The sequence below is a fragment of the Bacillus sp. AF62 genome, from assembly GCF_050312695.1.
Lineage (GTDB): Bacteria > Bacillota > Bacilli > Bacillales > Bacillaceae_G > Bacillus_A > Bacillus_A cereus.
In genome coordinates, this window is the sequence record NZ_JBNPJZ010000089.1 from 64,983 (window position 1) to 82,136 (window position 17,154).

Genomic DNA, 17,154 nt, shown 5'->3' on the forward strand with positions numbered 1-17,154 from the left:
AAAAGCACTCAATTTGAGTGCTTTTTCTTTAAGCATAAAGACAAGTTTGGAGACAGTTGACTTCTTCAAAATTTTATTAGGGGTAATATTTTGAAAAAGAAAGCCTTTCATATGTAGGTTAACACCACTGGAATATATAGTAAATTGATAATATTTATACGGAAGATTGCTAATGTTTAGTATAGATAGTTTACACTATGCTAACAGTGAAAACTATCTATACTAATAAAAAAAGGTGCCTTCAAAGAAGCCACCTTTCAAAAACAGACACTATAAAACAGAATTATTTATTGTTATACGATTGTTAGATACAAAAAGTAGAGGGAAATGTTTGTATGAAATTCTGCTTTATAAAGTCTGTCTACAACTTATATTGTAATCCTCTTCATTTGAAAAAAAATATAATATGCACAATTGCATACAAAAAGAAAAAGCACTCTACTGAGTGCCTTTTCAACCATTTTACTTTTAATATATCGCTTTGAATATATTGTAACATACGTATCTATATATTTTATTGAGAAAATTCAAAATCATTTTTTCTTTCATTTTTACTTATAAAATCATGTAATATAAAAAGTATGTCAAATTCTTATACAAATTGAGGTGTACTATATTTATGATGTATTTCGGAATTATTCCTCTTATACTATTTATTATTTTTCTTATTTCCTATTTAAAAGATCCGCGAAAAATAATAAACGGCTTTTTATTTAATGCCTTTGTCTGTTTTTTCCTTCTTTTTTGTGTGATTATATCTGTGAATTCAAGTAGTGATGTCCTACGCTATATTATAATTTTACCTATTTTAGCACTTCTTATTATGCTTCCTTTCGGTATTATTGCTTTAATGTTTGGGCTATTTCTTAATGCTAGAATTTTAATGAAGCGAGAAGGAAGACGGTTCACCAACTGTTTAACACTCCTTGCTGCTTTAGGGATGTTATTCTTTATGTTACTCCCTATTATAAACCCAGCAAGTTTGGTCTCATCGCATTTAGAGCCTATTTTTGCAGCTATTTCTCTTATAAGCTTCTATTTCTTTATACACTTATCTAACTTCTTAAGCGCATATTTTTTATACCAATTCAACAGACCAAGACGTAATCAAGATTTCATCATCGTTCTTGGTAGCGGCTTAATTAATGATAAAGTACCACCTTTACTTGCAAGCCGCATTAATAAAGCGATCGACTTCTATTGGAAACAAGCCGCTGTGAATACACCACCAACAATTATTTTTTCTGGTGGACAAGGTCCAGATGAAGGTCTTCCAGAAGCGGAAGCGATGCAAAGTTACGCTGTTGAAAAAGGAATTCCTCTTGAACATACAGTCCAGGAAAATCGCTCTGTAAACACATATCAAAATATGCTGTTCTCTAAAGAAATTATGGATTCTTTAAAACCAGAAGGTAAATATAAAAGTATTTTTACAACGAATAATTTCCACCTTTTCCGTGCTGGTATATATGCAAGACAAGCTGGTCTTAACAGCCAAGGTATTGGATCAAAAACTGCATTTTATTACTGGCCTAACGCAATGATCCGTGAATATGTTGCGATTGTCGTAATGGGACGTAAGCGCCATATGAAAATATGTGGAACTATTGTAGGCTTCGCTGTATTCGTATCAGTACTTAGTTTTATATTTTCTTAATAGCACCCCATCCTTTGAAAGGATGGGATTTCTTATACTTATTTCAAAAATATTTTAAAGATAATATGGTCATAATATTCCCTGCATACATCCATTAAAGGAGAAATTTTTCAAATTAAATGTTAAAATAAAATTTAGGTGTAAATTATGTAACAAACAAGAAACTAGTTTGAAACGAGGAAATTATATGGAGAAAAGTATCAAAAACAAGCCCAATAAGCTAAAAATTGCTTCGAAAGCTTTGATGATTATTATTGGGGCATTTATCACAGCGTACGGATTAGAAGCAGTATTAATTCCAAATAACGTATCAGATGGTGGTGTGACTGGTTTAAGTATCGTTAGTTCAAGATTATTTGGATTGCCATTAGGAGCTCTAATCGCAGTTATTAACATTCCTTTCGTTTGGTTAGGATATAAGCAAATCGGTAAAAGCTTTGCGATTTATTCTATTATCGGGATTGCTTCATTAGCAATAGGTACCGTTGTCATGCACGGAATACCAGCTATTATTGAAGGCGATACATTATTAGTTACAGTTGTTGGTGGTATTATTATCGGTTTTGGTATGGGACTAGCATTACGTAACGGTGGGGCATTAGATGGAATCGATATGCTTGCTGTATTGCTTTCTCGTAAGTTACCATTTGGAACGAGTGACCTTATTTTATTCTTAAACATGTTCGTATTTATTTTCGTATCAACGGTATTCGGTCTTCAAGGAGCTATCCTTTCGGCAATTGCTTACTTTATTGCTTCGAAAGTGATTCATATCGTTGAAGTTGGTTTAAGTGGTTCAAAAGCATTTAATATTATCACAAAAGAGCCTGAATTAATGGTAGAAACAATTCGCGATCGTTTAGGCAGAAGTGCAACATATAACGAAGTATACGGTGGTTATTCAAGAGAGAAATTCAAAGAAATTTCTTGCGTAATTAACCGTTTAGAAGAAAGTAAAATGAAAGAACTTATTAATGAAATCGATCCTAATGCCTTTATTACCGTTTATGACGTAGCAGAAGTAAAAGGCGGTAATTTCAAGAAACGCGATATTCATTAATCGTTATGAAAAAGAGGGTGTGCCAACAATTTGGCACACCCTCTTTTTATTATTAAGTTGCTATCGTTGTCAGTTTTTTTCAGTAAGTAGATATATTTTTACTCGCCCCACCGACTCCCACGTTTAATCCACGCTACATACTTTTGAAAAGCCGTCACTTCATGTTGAAAACGCAGCGGGATATACAACAATAAAGTGCATGTACACAATATCCATAGAATACCTACTACAAAATGAAATTTCATTGTCGTGCTAATAAACAAGCTGAGGAATAATACAAGGAACATAATTACACTAAATCTTTTATACGTAGTCATACTATCCCCTCCTTATACTTCAATTGTACCAGTTATAAGGAATTAATTTCCACAAAAAGACCAAAAAGCAATTTACACTTTTCGGTCTCTACACTATCTTCTCTTCGTAATTTTCCCTGAACCACCGACCCTCGTTTTCGGGGGTGATGTATTCTTTGGCGGAGTTTTAATAGATGATTTCGGCTTCACATCTGATCCACTCGAACCACCTGGTGTTTTTGTAATTGTACCTTTGCTTCCAGTAGAAGGTGGAGGCGTCGTATTACTTCCTTTTTCAGTAATACTTCCCTTATCACCTACTGATGGTTTCGAATCTACATTATCGCCTCGCTTAATGATAGACCCTTTCCCTTCCTTCGTAATTGGAGGTGGGGTTTTCTTTTCTTCTTTCGTAGGTGGTCTCTCTGGAATGACTGGTTTATGATTTTGTCTGTCGTTATATCCTTGATAATCACCGTATGATGATTTTCGTGAACCGAATATATCGTTTAATATGCTACCCATAATATATCCTTGCAAGAAGGACGGTTGGTAGTTTTGACGGACAAATTCCTCATTACTTACTTCAATTAACGTATCGGATGGTTTCTCTTTATCCTTTTGAAGGTTATACATTTTATCCGAATAAACGAGAAACATTTGATTTTCGTCTTCTTTAGATGCTTGTTTCGGTTTCCTTTCGGCTATAAGTTCCTTCGCGACTTCAGGAACTGACCGATTGGCGGCCCTATACACGTAAGATTCTTGTTTACCTTCCTTTGCGACAGACTCAAGCGGATAACGGTCTTGAATCGACTTTGTCTGCCCGCCTTGACAACCTGATAAGGCATAACCAGCAACAACAAGTAATATAACGATAGCAAGTATAGGGATCACAAACGATTTAATCATGGTAAACAATCGGTTTGACATGATTACGCCCCCTTACGTTGCTCTTATAATTTGTACATCAGCAGGAATGATTGCTTCTCCCTCATACATCATTGTGCGACCATTTTGCCATTCAATACGCAATAATTTTCGATTATCTGATTGGAATTCCCATACGTACTGTTCCTCTGAAGCGGAGAATGGTGTTTTCCCCATCACAACAACACGTCCGTTATATTGTTCTTCCATATGATACTCAGTATCATCCATTTCAATTGTCGTCGGAATTTCCTCAATTGAATCTAAGCGACCATCAATTGGTGTATATAATTTGTAATACGTATTTTCACGATCTTCAATTTTTAAATAACGAATGTCTTTCCCGTCTTGCAGTGTTAAAACAATTTCCTTGCGAGAATGCATACTCGTTTTCCCAGTTAATTCGTACATGACTAATGAAACTTCAATCATATCACCAGGAGCTAACGTTAAAAGACTCTTTTCCGGCTTCGGTGGCTCTGGGCTTTTCATTATATTTTTAATTCGTTTAAATAAACTCATGATCTACCCCTCCTTTTCTCTTTATAAACAAGCACCTAAAATTAGTGCACCAACAATATGTAATGATCCAGCTAACATCGCATGTGCAACGCTGCCTTCTTTCGTACCTTCTTCTAAATCTAAGCCAGACATTTTCTTTAACACAAATTCGATAAACATTTCTACCACTAATAAAATAACGAAAGAAACTGCTGATGCAAGTAGCGCTTGCCATAAATCATTTGCTTTCGTTATCGATTGGGATAAAATGTACCCCTGTGCAAATAATTTCATAATAAAACGAGTTGTTACAGCTGTATTCCCATTTTTGATTTCTTTTAAATCATTGTATTTTGTAAAAATTGAATCAACCCACATAATTGCAAATAAAAGTACTGCACTCGCTCCAGTCCATACAAGCATGGCAACTACATTCATCCATGTCATTGCAAAACCTCCTCTAAAATATAATAGAAAACCGACATGAATATATTTAGACATGTCGGTTCATTTGTCTCTATTCTATATTATTTCTCATACTGCTTCATAATACGAGCTAATTCATCGTCAACAGCAGAATTTTTGTTTAAGCTTGCGAATTCATCATCTAATGACTTTTCTTTCTTATAAACTTCACCGCTTGCTTCCGCTTCAGCCTCTAATTGAAGAGCTTTCTCTTCCATACGGCTTAAACCAGCTTTTGCTGAATTTGAATCAAATCCAGACATCGCCTGATTAATATTTTTCTGTGCTTTCGCTGCATTTACACGTGCTACAAGTGTTTCACGTTTATTTTTCAGCTCATTTAATTGCTTGCGCATTTCTTCTAGCTTAAGGCGCAGATTATCAGCAGCAGCTTTGTTTTGCTCATAGCTTGCTTTATACTCATTCATCTTTTGTTCTGCGTTTTGTTTTTCTTCAAGAGCACGACGCGCAAGATCTAAGTTATTAGCTTGAACAGCCATATGAGCTTGCTCTTCACGTTTTTTCACAAGTGCTTCTTGCTCTTCAAATAATATTTTGAATTTCTTCTCAAGCGCGATTTGAGCCGCTACACTTTTCTCTGCTTCTTGTACATCCGCTTGCATATCACGTAAATATTGATCAGTCATCTTAACTGGATCTTCCGCTTTTTCAATTAACGAATACACATTTGACATTGTTAAATCTCTTAATCGTTTAAATACAGACATTTAAATTCCTCCTATGATATACCTCATATTTCAAATTCACTACTTGGAAAACTGAAAAATCTCCCTTTACAGTAAAGAATATTCATTTTACAGGCTATGTGTTTATTATAACAAAACTAATATGTCCTTACATGTTATTTCCAAAATACATCCATTATAATATGACATTCTATATACAATATTGTATTTCTAATATATTCTCATTATCCCTCTTTGAAATTAACTTACTTTTGCGCACTTTCACTAAATTACATAAGTGTAATGTTACTGTAAGCTAACTCGATAGTTACGTTTCCATATTTCTTATACACTAATACCAGAAGCAGCAAACAAGCTTCTCATCATTTCGGAACTAATACAAAAATGTATTTACTATAAAACATATAAAAGGAGAAATCATCATGAAAAAATTAGTAGGAATCGGATTAGCAGCAGCAATTTCATTTGGAGCATTATCAGGTTGTTCTTTATTAGGAGAGAAAGCGAACGGTTTTGTACTGTACGGCTCAGAAGAACAAGTTCAACAAATTACAGATAAAAACAAAAAAGAAGTGAAAGAAAAAGACTTCTATAAAATGAAAATGACAACATTAGATGGTAAAAAAGTTCTTGTAATGGATAAGAAAACTGGTGAAGAACTAGTGAAAAAAGAGTTACTTAGCAAAGTTGATGAAAAAGACAACACGAAACCACTTGATAAATTACCAGCTGTAACAACAGAACAAGGTGTATTATTCGCAAAAGAGAAAGTAGAAAATGCTACACTTGACGGAGCGAGATTAAAATATGAAGGCAACACAATTATCGGAAGTGGCCGTGCATATACAGATATGTATGCGATTGTTGATGACGCAACTTACAGCAATGTAAAAGGTGATGAAAAATCTGTAGGTGTATTAAAATTTGATAAAGACCCGAGTAAAGAATTCCCTGGTTACAAAGGCGTAGAAGCTTCTCAACTTGTAAAAATTAAAAAGTAAAACAAAAAAGCTTTGCGAAATTCGCAAAGCTTTTTTCTATTTATGAGCAACTTGTTCCATATCCGGACTACAAGTATTCGACTGACATGACTTATTTAAAGAACATGCTGCGCATTTTCCTTTTTTACTTCTCTTTACAAAATTAACTAACGTGTATGCTGCATAACCAAAAATGATAGCTCCAATTATAATATTGACCATCATCACAATACATCTCCTTCTAGAATCCGAGTAAGGATCCAACTTGGTATATAATGAGCGTTAATACATAAGCAACTACGAGTGGATAAACGACTGAAAAAATCGTCCATTTCGCTGATCCTGTTTCACGTTTAATAACAGCTACGGTCGCTAAACACGGAACATATAATAAAATAAAGAACATAAATGCATAAGCTGATAATGCTGTATAATGTGCTCCCATTACATTTCCAAGCACATCTTCTTTAACCGCATAAATAATTGCCATTGTAGAAACGACAACTTCTTTCGCTAAAAATCCTGTTAAAAGGGATGCCGCAGCTTGCCACGTTCCAAAGCCGAGCGGTGCAAATAATGGTGCGATAAATCCACCAATCATCGCTAAGTAGCTATCTCCCATATCAACGCCAAATCCTGATGGACCTGCATAGTTTAATAACCAAATAACAACCGAACCACCAAAGATGAATGTACCAGCTTTACGAACAAATCCCTTTCCTTTCTCCCACGTGCTCAGCCATAACGTTTTCGCTTGTGGCACACGATAAGGCGGTAGTTCAATTACGAAAATAGATTTTTCTGCTTTCAAAATCGTAAGAGACATAATTTTTGTAACGAGTAATGCCAGAACAATACCTGCGACATATAAAGAAAATACAACAGTCGCCTGACTATTAGGGAAGAATACGCCCGCAAATAATGCATATACAGGTAATCGTGCTGAACAAGACATAAACGGTGTTACTAAAATTGTAAGTAAGCGCTCTTTCTCCTGTTCAATCGTTCTCGCTGCCATAATACCTGGAACGTTACATCCAAAACCAATAATCATCGGAATAAAAGCTTTACCGTTTAAGCCAAAGAACTCCATAATTCTATCCATAACAACTGCAATTCGCGCCATATATCCTGAGTCTTCTAATAATGAAATGAAAAAGAATAGTGCAAAGATTTGTGGTACGAATACTAATACAGCACCAACACCGGCAATAATACCTTCTGTAACGAGTGCTTGAATAAAATCAGAAGCTCCAATACTTGTAAGTCCAGCCGTCACCCAATCCGTAAGCTGACCACCAAAAAACTCATCTAACATATCCGATAAAGGTGTACCAATCCACGTAAACGTAACCTGAAAAATAAAAAACATAACTGCTAAAAAGATTGGAAGTCCTAAAATTTTATGTGTAATTAATCTATCAATTTTTTCTGAAAAAGGAATTTTTCCTTCTTTCTCATGCTTCATAACATTTGTTTTTAACTTTTCAATATACGCTTCACGAGTTTTGTAAATGTGCTCTTCTAACGTACAATCAAGTTTTCCTTCTAAGCGAGATCGAATGGCTATGAGTTCCTTATAAATTGGTAATGCTTTCATTTCTTTTTCTACTACTTCGTTATTGCTTAAAAATTGAAGTGCTAACCATCTCGGATGCTCATAATTCGCTGTCTCTAAAAGAGCAATTACTTCTCCAATTCCTTCATCCATTTGTACACCATATGAAATAAGGAATGGCTTTTTCTCCTTTTTGTCATTTTCTTTAAGAGTCGCAAGTAGTTCTTCACAACCTTTTCCACTTCTTGCAACGACAGGAACGACTGTTACACCTAATAGTTCTGATAATCGTTTTACATCAATGACAATTCCTCTTTGCTTCGCCACATCAACCATATTTAAACCAATTGAGACCGGCTTACCAAATTCAAGTAATTGCAACGTTAAATGCATATTTCTCTCAAACTGCGAAGAATCTACGATATTTAACATATGATTAAATTCTTCTGTTAATAGAAAGTTTGTTACAACACCTTCATCACGTGAAACTGGATTTAAATCATACACACCTGGTAAATCAATTAATGTTCCTTGTCTATCTTTTAATTTACCAACCTTTTTTTCTACTGTTACACCGCTCCAGTTTCCTACGTATTCATAAGAACCAGTAAGTGCATTAAATAATGATGTCTTCCCTGTATTCGGATTCCCTAGCAAAGCTACCTTATTCACGCTAATTCCACCTTTATCATTTTCGCGTCACAATGACGAATACTAATTAACTGTCCACGACACTCCAATGTACAAGGACCTTTGAACATCGCTTTCTGTTTCAAGCGAAGTTCGCTTCCTTCCGCAAGACCGAAAGCAGCTAGTCTACGCTTTAATAGCTGATCTAAAGACTGAATACTTTTTACTAACACTTTCTCTCCAATTTTAATATCTACTAAGCTCATAACCTTCCCCCTCAGAAGAGAATGATAATTATTTTCAAAAAAATTATACCACACCCAATTTCTCTTGTACTATACCCTTTTGCTTCATATTTATTAACATTTCGCTACAATTCTATTTCAATTATTGTCATACAGCATTTGTTTGCCATTCTCATCCATTTCGCTTACAATAAACAATAGCAAATAAAGAATCTCGTTATCACTGGGGGAGCCATGTCGCTGAGAGGGAACACTTCGTTCCGACCCTTCGAACCTGTTAGTTAATGCTAACGCAGGGATTGTGCAAACGTCCGAAATACATACCTCATTTTTATTTACGTATTTCGTATCCTCCTATGATATCTATTCTTTTTTGTACAACTTGGATTTAGGGGGAGACAACATGCGTAACACCAATTTACAAGCGATGATCGAATCTGCTATTCTTGCAGCCTTCGCCTTGGTCATCGACATTTTACCACTTTCAATCAAAATATCAGCAACAGGCGGTTCCATTTCATTTGCTATGATTCCTATTTTTATTATCGCATACCGCTGGGGCTTCAAAATGGCTTTCTTAGGAGGCTTAATTTGGGGATTATTACAAATTGTCGTAGGCGATGCCATTATCGTCACACCAATTCAAGTATTAATTGAATACTTTGTTGCTTTCGCATTCATTGGATTTGCTGGTTTATTCTATCGTCCAATTCAAAAGGCGCTTTTAGCGTCAAATGAAAATAGCGAAGAACAATCAAATTTAGGTAGCCGTAAAGACAAACCTTCATCAAAACCAAACCAAGGAAAGAAAGTAATTGGATACATTATCGTCGCTACTTTTATCGGTAGTCTAGCTCGTTACTTCTGTCACTTTATCGCTGGTATCATTTTCTGGGGACAATATGCACCAAAAGGCCAATCGGCTTTCCTATATTCTTTAATATTTAACGGTAGTACAATGATTGGTTCCTATATTCTATGTACCGTTTTACTTATATTTTTATTTATCACTTCACCACGCTTATTCAAAAGCATCAGTGCTTATCAAATGAATACACAAAAAAAGGGCGCTTAATGAGCGCTCTTTTTTCATATCGTAATATCAATTAAAAATACAATAAATGCGCAAAAGAAAATAAATACCATTATACTTAGCCAATTGCTATGCACGGTTCATCGACTCCTTACATAACCTCATATTCTAAACAAATTATACTGATTAAAAATAAAGATTAGGTAAAGATAATATGAAAATAATTTAAAAAAACGTAGATCATATTTTCTACGCTTTTTTCGGTAAATAGAAATAAAATAACACACCATCTTCTGTATTTCCTGCCCCATATTCAGTATCATGTAGTTCTAAAATATTCTTTGAAATGGCAAGCCCAAGCCCCGTCCCACCTTGTGAACGCTGACGAGCTGTATCCACTCGATAAAAACGATCCCAAATTTTATCTAATTGTTCTTCTTCAATGTGAGTACCTTTATTTTCAATGCACACTTTTATACGATCCTTCTCATCTATTGTAGAAATAATAATATCTTCTTTATTTGGTGTATAACGTATGGCATTCGTAATGAAATTCACGATGACTTGTTCAATCCGGCCTTGATTTGCAATCACTTCAAATGAACATATATTTTTATGAACACGAAGCTCTTTTTTCTCTATTTCCACAGATAGATGTTCACATATGTCTTCAATTACTGTATCAATATAAAACGAATCCTTTTTCATTTTATATGTACCAGATTCAAATTTAGCTAACTCAAGCATATCCAAAATTAACGTATCCATTTTGTCTACTTCTCTCTCCATCGCCTGAAAATAATAATCCTTTTTATGCTCAGCTACCCCGTCTTTTAAAATAGAAATACAGCTTTTCATAATACTTAGCGGTGTTTTTAATTCATGTGAAACACCAGAAATGAATTCTTTTCGCGTCTTTTCTAACTTTCTTTCCTTTTCAATATCTTCTTCTAACTGCCCAATATGCGAATGGAGTTTATTTGATAGCACATTAATATTTTTCGATAAATCTCCAATTTCATCTTTTGAAGTAATGGGTATTTTTTCTGTAAAATCTAATTGTGCTATTTTCTTCGTCGTATCATTTATTTTTAATAATGGTTTTGCAATTTGTTTTGAATAATAAAACGAAGCTAAAAAAATAAGAACGACTACAAATGCAATGATATAGATGTAATAATCTTGCACCATTTGTACAGCTTCATCTACGGGCTGTAAAGAAGCCATCGCATAAATATATGTTACTGATCCATCTTTTTCTTTTATTGGTTTCATTAATAATTTATATTTTATATCATTCTTTTCATAGTCCATTGTCTTTGTTGAATACTCTATTTGATTACTCTCTTTTAGTAATACATCCGTTTGAAATTCTTTTATACTATCCAAAAATAAAGTATTTTTATAAATTGGATTCACAGGACCTTTTACATCTGGAAACTGTACTTTTGTAACAAACCCACCTATGTAAGCATCTGGTTCTTGGGCAGCTTGCTCCTGAACAGCAGGCTTCTTTTCCTTACTTACTTGTTCCTCAGCTGCTTTCTTTTTCTCCTCATCTAATTTACTCATTTTCTCCTTAAATGCTTTTTCTAACGGTTTATTAGATCCACTTAAATTCTGCTTAGATAACGAGAAAGAGAATGGAATAAAACTATCTCCTTTTTTCACTCCAGAAAAATAAATTCCTTGGCCTAGAAACTGATCTGATGATTTATTATCAATCTCTTCTATATTGACGAGATTGTATAAAGGAATTTTGAATATTTGTTGTCCAAAGCTCTTTTGTTGCCTACGATCTATCGTTACTTCAAAATAAAAATCATCTGCATGTTTTAAATTCCCGTTGTTATCTAATGTCGTAATCCACGTATTATTTTCTCTTAAAAAGTCTTGCTCAAGTTTCTGAATTCCTTCTACGTTTCCTGTGTAGTTTAAATAATTCTTCTCAAAGGAATTTAAATTTACTTTAATATCTTCCACTTTTCGATTCGCATAATATTGTTTAAAAAATATCGTTTGTCCAATAAATATCGTCGCTAAAATCAACATACATAATGCTGTTGTAAGAGTAAATAATTTTAGTACAATTCCTTTTCTCATATATTCCCCTCAAATTTATAACCAGTTCGTACTACAGTTGTAATATACTTTGCTTTCTCTCCTAATTTATTTCTTAAATTACGAATATGACTATTAACCGTTCGATCATCGCCAGCAAATTCATATCCCCAAATTCTTGAAATGAGTTGTTCTCGCGTTAAAACGATTCCTTGATTTTTCATGAAATACGCTAATATTTCAAATTCTGTATGCGTTAAATTAATATCAGTTCGATTTACCGTAACAGTGCGCGACGGAAAATGAACGTGAATATCGTGGATTGATAATGTATCATCTTCATTCTCTAAAAGTTGCTTTGTCACTTTTCTGCTTTCTAACAACCTTTTCGCTCTTGCTAATAAAATTGGCGGACTATACGGCTTCGTCACATAGTCATTTGCCCCAAGTTCAAAACCAAGTAACGTATCGTCTTCATCTACGCGCGCCGTCAGCATAATAATAGGCACCTCAGACGTCTTCCTAATTCTTCGGCAAACAGACCATCCATCGAGTTCTGGCAACATAATATCTAAAATAACCAAATCAACCTCTTCTTCTTCAAATACAACTAAAGCCTCTTTCCCGTCCCTCGCTTCAAACACTACATATTGTTCACTTAAAAAATAATCTTTTAATATTTCACGTAATATGTCTTCATCTTCAACAATTAAAATGTTTTTTGACATAACTGATATATCCCCCTCCTGCTTTCAAAAACTATAATTTCATTTTGAATAACTGCCAGTTAACTTCGCCTCGATAATATATCTATCTGGTGCATCCCCTATATAATCAAATGGGTAACAAGTTGTCAGTGTTAATATCGGTTCTTCTTTTTTTATAATAACAGTACGATCATCCGCATGAGTAATCCATGTTTTTTGAATTTCATATGTGTACGTTTTATTATCATACTCTAAAACAAGGGTATCCTTTTCTTTCAACTCCCCTAAATCTGTAAATACAGTATCTCGATGTCCACTCAGTACAGTATGTCCCCCTCCAGATGGGGTTGTCGTTAAATTACTAACGAACATACCCACTCCTTTTTTCAAAGTCGTATCATCCGCTCCCCAATATATAGAAAACTTCTTCTTTATTTTTGGTATGTTTAACATCGCTACCTTTTCTCCTTCTTTATGTTCTGTTTGAGAAGAAGGCACTTGAGAAGTTACAGGTGTTTCACGAGAAAGTTGAGTATATTGTATATTTTTAAGACTCTTTATTTCTTCTGCCGTTAATTGCCCGGCAGAGCTTCTTCCTTTATACCATTCCACAGCATAATAGGATCCCATGAATAGCCCTATAGCCATCAATATGATACCGATATAATTGAGTAACTTCATTCTTCATTCCTCCATGCCAAAAATGGTAGGAGTAACCTACCATTTTTAATATATGAAATTATCCTATTCTTTATAGGAAAATATTTTATTTACGCTTTAATCTTATTGCGACGATTCAAACCAAATAATGTACCTACCGCTACAAGACATGCACTTAATCCCATCATTGCTACATTATTTGATGCTGTATTTGGTAATTTTTCACCTTGTACAACTGGCTTTGCTTCTTCTTTTTTAGCTACTTCATTCTTTTGCTCGGCTTTTATCGCTGCTTCTTTTTTGGCCATATCGTTTTTTAACTGTTCTTGCGCTATTCTCTTTTTCTCTTCTTCACTTTTTTTCTCAGCTTTTATTGCTTCTTCTTTTTTAGCCATATCATTTTTTTCTTGTACTTGTGTCGCTTGCTTTTTCTCTACTTCACTTTTTTGCTGTTCCTTAATTGCTTCTTCTTTTTTAGCTTTATCTTGTTGCACTTGCGCTTCTTCCTTTGTTACTGTTCCAGTATCTGCACTCGCTACTGAAGAATATCCTACTGCTAAAAGTGCCATTGCACAAATTGGTAATAGTCTCTTTTTCATTTTCATTCTCTCCTTATATTTTATTCACATCAACTCGCATCGGATGTATTACTAGAATAAGCAAGAGATATAAATATAAGATGCAGATGAAATATATTTCATTTAAAGATTTCATTGTAGAAAAAGAAAAAAACATCGCAATATGTACGATGTTTTTTCGGGTGTGTGTCTCAATTATTTACATGTTACTTTCGCGTGATTTGGAAGTAGAACGGGCCGGAGCGATAACTAATTGTCTCGGCTCAGTTTTCTTGAAGTGATTTTTGACGTTACACTTACGACGTTGAACAACCCACGCTTTAATAGGGTTTGTTAAAATAATCTTTTGCTCTTCGTTAGGGGTCTCTTCTTCAAACCTACAACTCTCGCTCCATTTATTCCATTTCATTGTAAATTTAGAAGAAGAATGATCATCTTCACGATCAAACAAGTGCAAAAAATCCATTTTTCCATCTAGCATTACGGTGTTACTAGTCGCTAAAAAAGAAAAGGTCGTCCAACGTTTCTCCATGCCCTCCTACTCCTTTTTCACATATAGAGTGCCTAAAACTTAATTTACCTAAAATATGCTTGCCTTTTACCTTACACCCATAGTTTATCCAAAATGCTATTATGCAACTATCGATTTGCCTTACAACTACCTTACATTTTTGTAAGAAACAAAAAAACCTTCACTCTATATAATGAAGGTTTCTTACTTTTTATCTATATGATCTCTCATATCATCAAGTCCAGCTTCTTTTAGCTGCGACATCATACCGTGCGAAATTGCTCCTAACACTAAAGTCATTCCAATTAATGAAATACGAATCGCAGGTACATCAATTACGTAAGCCAACAGGCCAAGAACAATTGTTAAAAGTAATGCTTTTATAAATGTTACACTTGTGTACTGTTTCTTCTTCATCATATTCACCCTTTATGGAAGCGTTTTCTTAATACACTTAGTATATCATATCATCAGATGATTTTGGCGTTATCTTTGTAAAAAATTACTATCTCCTTTGACTTTTTCTATTCTATCCTTTACAGTCGAAATGTTCGCAAGTTTTACACTGTAGGAGGATTACAATGAATATTAAAATAAAAGACACTTTAATTTCTGAAGAACAATTACAAGCAAAAGTTAAAGAATTAGCACTTCAAATCGAACGTGATTTTGAAGGAGAAGAAATCGTAGTTATCGCAGTATTAAAAGGTTCATTCGTATTTGCTGCTGATTTAATTCGTCACATCAAAAATGATGTAACAATTGACTTTATTTCTGCATCTAGCTACGGAAATCAAACAGAAACAACAGGAAAAGTGAAACTACTAAAAGATATCGACGTAAACATTACTGGGAAAAACGTAATTGTTGTAGAAGATATTATCGATTCTGGTTTAACACTTCATTTTCTAAAAGACCACTTCTTTATGCATAAACCAAAGGCACTCAAGTTCTGTACATTACTTGATAAGCCAGAACGTCGTAAAGTAGACTTAACAGCTGAGTATGTTGGCTTCCAAATTCCAGACGAATTCATCGTTGGATACGGTATCGACTGTGCGGAAAAATATCGTAACTTACCATTCATTGCTTCAGTTGTAACGGAATAATCGTATAACTTAAAAAATCGATAGTACATAAAATGGTACATAAAATGTATATCGGCGATTTTCAAAATATATCGACCGTAACTCAAATTATATCGGCGATTTTTTAAATATATCGACTTACCGACAATAACTGACAATGTTAGCACCCAATTAATAGGGAGAAGCTGTTCTAAAATACATGGGAACAGCTCCTTTCTTTCCATTTACAAACTACAGGGAGAGATGAAATATGACAAAGAAAAAATTTGAAAAAGTACTCCTCATCGTAAATCCGAAAGCTGGTCAAGGTGACTTACATACAAATTTAACGAAAATCGTACCACCTCTTGCCGCAGCTTTTCCTGATCTACATATCCTTCATACGAAAAAACAAGGTGATGCAACAAAATATTGCCAAGAGTTTGCTAGTAAAGTAGATTTAATTATCGTCTTTGGTGGTGATGGAACAGTATTTGAATGCACAAATGGCTTAGCACCTCTCGAAACTAGACCTACACTTGCAATCATTCCAGGTGGAACTTGCAATGACTTCTCTCGCACACTTGGTGTTCCGCAAAACATTGCAGAAGCAGCAAAACTTATCACAAAGGAACACGTAAAACCAGTTGACGTTGCAAAAGCAAATGAACAACATTTCTTAAACTTCTGGGGCATTGGACTCGTATCTGAAGTATCAAACAATATCGATGCAGAAGAAAAAGCAAAGCTTGGTAAAATCGGTTACTATTTAAGCACAATTCGAACTGTAAAAAATGCTGAAACATTCCCGGTAAAAATTACTTATGACGGACAAGTATATGAAGACGAAGCTGTCCTTGTCATGGTTGGAAATGGTGAATATCTTGGTGGTATTCCATCCTTTATTCCGAACGTAAAATGTGATGATGGAACACTTGATATTTTCGTAGTCAAATCAACAGGTATTCAAGCATTTAAAGATTACATCGGAAAGAAACTATTTGAAGACTCAAATGAAAATGACATCTTCCACGTAAAAGCGAAATCCATTCATATTGAAACGAAAGAAGAAAAAGAAGTAGATACAGATGGAGAAAGCTCGCTTCATACACCTTGTCACATTGAATTATTACCAGGACACTTTACGATGATTTATAATCCTGCGGTTGTATAATCAACACTTTATTATACTTTAATAATTACTAAACTTCGTATTTTTGCGAAAAATACAGTATAATTAATAAGTAAAAGGTTGTTAACAAAAAACGTTAACAACCTTTTTATTTTTTAAAAAAACTTTTCACTTTAGAGGAGCGATCACATGTATTGGAGAAAAAATGATAAGCCTGTAGAAGATCCCGAAGCAATAGCTGTATGGGAATGTACGGCAGAAGACTGCCTTGGATGGATGCGTAAAAATTTTTCATTAGAAGAAGAACCAAAATGTCCATTATGCAAAAATGATATGAATAGTAGCGAGCGTTTATTACAAAAGCTCTAATTCCTAC

21 protein-coding genes and 1 riboswitch are annotated in these 17,154 nt (G+C 34.3%); of the genes, 7 read left to right on the top strand and 14 right to left on the bottom strand.

Annotated elements, in window-relative coordinates:
• Window positions 1-619: 619 nt before the first annotated feature.
• A complete protein-coding gene (locus ACQRBL_RS24060; RefSeq protein ID WP_411995732.1) occupies window positions 620-1,657 on the top strand; it encodes a YdcF family protein in 1,038 nt (345 codons plus the stop codon).
• 187 nt (window positions 1,658-1,844) lie between these two features.
• Window positions 1,845-2,717: a YitT family protein gene (locus ACQRBL_RS24065; protein ID WP_411995731.1), complete on the top strand. Its 873-nt coding sequence runs from the start codon at window positions 1,845-1,847 to the stop codon at window positions 2,715-2,717.
• A 98-nt stretch (window positions 2,718-2,815) separates the two neighbouring features.
• Here the strand turns inward: ACQRBL_RS24065 and ACQRBL_RS24070 are convergent, their stop codons facing one another.
• The 5 genes from ACQRBL_RS24070 to ACQRBL_RS24090 form a co-directional block, all read right to left on the bottom strand.
• Entirely contained in the window at window positions 2,816-3,034 is a 219-nt protein-coding gene (locus tag ACQRBL_RS24070; protein ID WP_016123492.1) for a hypothetical protein, read from the bottom strand.
• A 93-nt stretch (window positions 3,035-3,127) separates the two neighbouring features.
• On the bottom strand, window positions 3,128-3,946 hold the full coding sequence (locus ACQRBL_RS24075) for a DUF4247 domain-containing protein (protein ID WP_000071182.1): 819 nt from the start codon (window positions 3,944-3,946) through the stop codon (window positions 3,128-3,130).
• A gap of 12 nt (window positions 3,947-3,958) precedes the next feature.
• A complete protein-coding gene (locus ACQRBL_RS24080) occupies window positions 3,959-4,465 on the bottom strand; it encodes a DUF4178 domain-containing protein (protein WP_000051755.1) in 507 nt (168 codons plus the stop codon).
• 21 nt (window positions 4,466-4,486) lie between these two features.
• Window positions 4,487-4,891, bottom strand: a complete 405-nt coding sequence (locus ACQRBL_RS24085) for a DUF350 domain-containing protein (RefSeq protein ID WP_000220087.1) — start codon at window positions 4,889-4,891, stop codon at window positions 4,487-4,489.
• 80 nt (window positions 4,892-4,971) lie between these two features.
• Window positions 4,972-5,637 carry a PspA/IM30 family protein gene (locus ACQRBL_RS24090; protein WP_000110280.1) on the bottom strand — a complete coding sequence of 222 codons (666 nt, stop codon included), beginning with the start codon at window positions 5,635-5,637 and terminating at the stop codon, window positions 4,972-4,974.
• A 401-nt stretch (window positions 5,638-6,038) separates the two neighbouring features.
• Here ACQRBL_RS24090 and ACQRBL_RS24095 point away from each other — a divergent pair, with 401 nt between their 5' ends.
• A complete protein-coding gene (locus ACQRBL_RS24095) occupies window positions 6,039-6,617 on the top strand; it encodes a lipoprotein BA_5634 family protein (protein WP_000737470.1) in 579 nt (192 codons plus the stop codon).
• Between the two features lie 36 nt (window positions 6,618-6,653).
• On the opposite strand, the gene ACQRBL_RS24100 is transcribed toward ACQRBL_RS24095, so the two are convergent.
• Genes ACQRBL_RS24100 through ACQRBL_RS24110 form a run of 3 tightly spaced genes read right to left on the bottom strand, consistent with a single transcriptional unit; the run spans window position 6,654 to window position 9,050 of the window.
• Complete coding sequence (locus ACQRBL_RS24100) at window positions 6,654-6,821, bottom strand: FeoB-associated Cys-rich membrane protein (protein ID WP_000989596.1); 168 nt, start codon at window positions 6,819-6,821, stop codon at window positions 6,654-6,656.
• A gap of 16 nt (window positions 6,822-6,837) precedes the next feature.
• Window positions 6,838-8,826 carry a ferrous iron transport protein B gene (gene feoB, locus ACQRBL_RS24105; protein ID WP_053563489.1) on the bottom strand — a complete coding sequence of 663 codons (1,989 nt, stop codon included), beginning with the start codon at window positions 8,824-8,826 and terminating at the stop codon, window positions 6,838-6,840.
• Entirely contained in the window at window positions 8,823-9,050 is a 228-nt protein-coding gene (locus ACQRBL_RS24110; protein ID WP_000060512.1) for a FeoA family protein, read from the bottom strand. Before ACQRBL_RS24110 ends, feoB begins: the two co-directional genes overlap by 4 nt.
• Before the next feature lie 194 nt (window positions 9,051-9,244).
• A riboswitch (TPP riboswitch) is annotated at window positions 9,245-9,346 on the top strand.
• 86 nt (window positions 9,347-9,432) lie between these two features.
• Between ACQRBL_RS24110 and ACQRBL_RS24115 the strand changes: the two genes are divergently transcribed.
• Window positions 9,433-10,104 (top strand): energy-coupled thiamine transporter ThiT, encoded by a 672-nt coding sequence (locus ACQRBL_RS24115; protein WP_001246567.1) that lies wholly within the window; start codon window positions 9,433-9,435, stop codon window positions 10,102-10,104.
• Between the two features lie 207 nt (window positions 10,105-10,311).
• Here the strand turns inward: ACQRBL_RS24115 and ACQRBL_RS24120 are convergent, their stop codons facing one another.
• The 6 genes from ACQRBL_RS24120 to ACQRBL_RS24145 form a co-directional block, all read right to left on the bottom strand.
• A complete protein-coding gene (locus ACQRBL_RS24120; protein WP_001225360.1) occupies window positions 10,312-12,165 on the bottom strand; it encodes a sensor histidine kinase in 1,854 nt (617 codons plus the stop codon).
• Entirely contained in the window at window positions 12,162-12,851 is a 690-nt protein-coding gene (locus ACQRBL_RS24125) for a response regulator transcription factor (protein ID WP_000041862.1), read from the bottom strand. The genes ACQRBL_RS24120 and ACQRBL_RS24125 overlap by 4 nt, the downstream gene beginning before the upstream one ends.
• 39 nt (window positions 12,852-12,890) lie before the next feature.
• Window positions 12,891-13,511 (bottom strand): class D sortase, encoded by a 621-nt coding sequence (locus ACQRBL_RS24130; protein ID WP_000771598.1) that lies wholly within the window; start codon window positions 13,509-13,511, stop codon window positions 12,891-12,893.
• Between the two features lie 89 nt (window positions 13,512-13,600).
• The gene (locus ACQRBL_RS24135) at window positions 13,601-14,089 is read right to left on the bottom strand and encodes an LPXTG cell wall anchor domain-containing protein (protein ID WP_000746706.1); all 489 of its coding nucleotides are present in this window, start codon (window positions 14,087-14,089) and stop codon (window positions 13,601-13,603) included.
• A 178-nt stretch (window positions 14,090-14,267) separates the two neighbouring features.
• Window positions 14,268-14,600 (bottom strand): hypothetical protein, encoded by a 333-nt coding sequence (locus tag ACQRBL_RS24140; protein WP_000415617.1) that lies wholly within the window; start codon window positions 14,598-14,600, stop codon window positions 14,268-14,270.
• A gap of 183 nt (window positions 14,601-14,783) precedes the next feature.
• A complete protein-coding gene (locus ACQRBL_RS24145; protein WP_002001286.1) occupies window positions 14,784-14,999 on the bottom strand; it encodes a hypothetical protein in 216 nt (71 codons plus the stop codon).
• A gap of 161 nt (window positions 15,000-15,160) precedes the next feature.
• Here ACQRBL_RS24145 and hpt point away from each other — a divergent pair, with 161 nt between their 5' ends.
• From hpt to ACQRBL_RS24160, 3 genes are all read left to right on the top strand, one after another.
• A complete protein-coding gene (hpt, locus tag ACQRBL_RS24150) occupies window positions 15,161-15,688 on the top strand; it encodes a hypoxanthine phosphoribosyltransferase (protein ID WP_001022028.1) in 528 nt (175 codons plus the stop codon).
• A gap of 229 nt (window positions 15,689-15,917) precedes the next feature.
• On the top strand, window positions 15,918-16,820 hold the full coding sequence (locus ACQRBL_RS24155) for a diacylglycerol/lipid kinase family protein (RefSeq protein WP_023523237.1): 903 nt from the start codon (window positions 15,918-15,920) through the stop codon (window positions 16,818-16,820).
• 147 nt (window positions 16,821-16,967) lie between these two features.
• Window positions 16,968-17,147, top strand: a complete 180-nt coding sequence (locus ACQRBL_RS24160; protein ID WP_000289925.1) for a cold-inducible protein YdjO-related protein — start codon at window positions 16,968-16,970, stop codon at window positions 17,145-17,147.
• The last annotated feature ends 7 nt before the right edge of the window (window positions 17,148-17,154 follow it).

Excerpts from the sequence above, each read along its gene's own strand:
- ACQRBL_RS24115 (WP_001246567.1), top strand. The coding sequence starts at position 9,433 with ATGCGTAACACCAATTTACAAGCGATGATCGAATCTGCTATTCTTGCA.
- ACQRBL_RS24100 (WP_000989596.1), bottom strand. The coding sequence starts at position 6,821 with ATGATGGTCAATATTATAATTGGAGCTATCATTTTTGGTTATGCAGCA.
- ACQRBL_RS24110 (WP_000060512.1), bottom strand. The coding sequence starts at position 9,050 with ATGAGCTTAGTAGATATTAAAATTGGAGAGAAAGTGTTAGTAAAAAGT.
- ACQRBL_RS24120 (WP_001225360.1), bottom strand. The coding sequence starts at position 12,165 with ATGAGAAAAGGAATTGTACTAAAATTATTTACTCTTACAACAGCATTA.
- ACQRBL_RS24095 (WP_000737470.1), top strand. The coding sequence starts at position 6,039 with ATGAAAAAATTAGTAGGAATCGGATTAGCAGCAGCAATTTCATTTGGA.
- ACQRBL_RS24160 (WP_000289925.1), top strand. The coding sequence starts at position 16,968 with ATGTATTGGAGAAAAAATGATAAGCCTGTAGAAGATCCCGAAGCAATA.
- ACQRBL_RS24065 (WP_411995731.1), top strand. The coding sequence starts at position 1,845 with ATGGAGAAAAGTATCAAAAACAAGCCCAATAAGCTAAAAATTGCTTCG.
- ACQRBL_RS24090 (WP_000110280.1), bottom strand. The coding sequence starts at position 5,637 with ATGTCTGTATTTAAACGATTAAGAGATTTAACAATGTCAAATGTGTAT.
- ACQRBL_RS24155 (WP_023523237.1), top strand. The coding sequence starts at position 15,918 with ATGACAAAGAAAAAATTTGAAAAAGTACTCCTCATCGTAAATCCGAAA.
- ACQRBL_RS24135 (WP_000746706.1), bottom strand. The coding sequence starts at position 14,089 with ATGAAAAAGAGACTATTACCAATTTGTGCAATGGCACTTTTAGCAGTA.
- ACQRBL_RS24080 (WP_000051755.1), bottom strand. The coding sequence starts at position 4,465 with ATGAGTTTATTTAAACGAATTAAAAATATAATGAAAAGCCCAGAGCCA.
- ACQRBL_RS24145 (WP_002001286.1), bottom strand. The coding sequence starts at position 14,999 with ATGATGAAGAAGAAACAGTACACAAGTGTAACATTTATAAAAGCATTA.
- ACQRBL_RS24085 (WP_000220087.1), bottom strand. The coding sequence starts at position 4,891 with ATGACATGGATGAATGTAGTTGCCATGCTTGTATGGACTGGAGCGAGT.
- ACQRBL_RS24140 (WP_000415617.1), bottom strand. The coding sequence starts at position 14,600 with ATGGAGAAACGTTGGACGACCTTTTCTTTTTTAGCGACTAGTAACACC.
- ACQRBL_RS24125 (WP_000041862.1), bottom strand. The coding sequence starts at position 12,851 with ATGTCAAAAAACATTTTAATTGTTGAAGATGAAGACATATTACGTGAA.
- hpt (WP_001022028.1), top strand. The coding sequence starts at position 15,161 with ATGAATATTAAAATAAAAGACACTTTAATTTCTGAAGAACAATTACAA.
- ACQRBL_RS24075 (WP_000071182.1), bottom strand. The coding sequence starts at position 3,946 with ATGTCAAACCGATTGTTTACCATGATTAAATCGTTTGTGATCCCTATA.
- ACQRBL_RS24130 (WP_000771598.1), bottom strand. The coding sequence starts at position 13,511 with ATGAAGTTACTCAATTATATCGGTATCATATTGATGGCTATAGGGCTA.
- ACQRBL_RS24060 (WP_411995732.1), top strand. The coding sequence starts at position 620 with ATGATGTATTTCGGAATTATTCCTCTTATACTATTTATTATTTTTCTT.
- ACQRBL_RS24070 (WP_016123492.1), bottom strand. The coding sequence starts at position 3,034 with ATGACTACGTATAAAAGATTTAGTGTAATTATGTTCCTTGTATTATTC.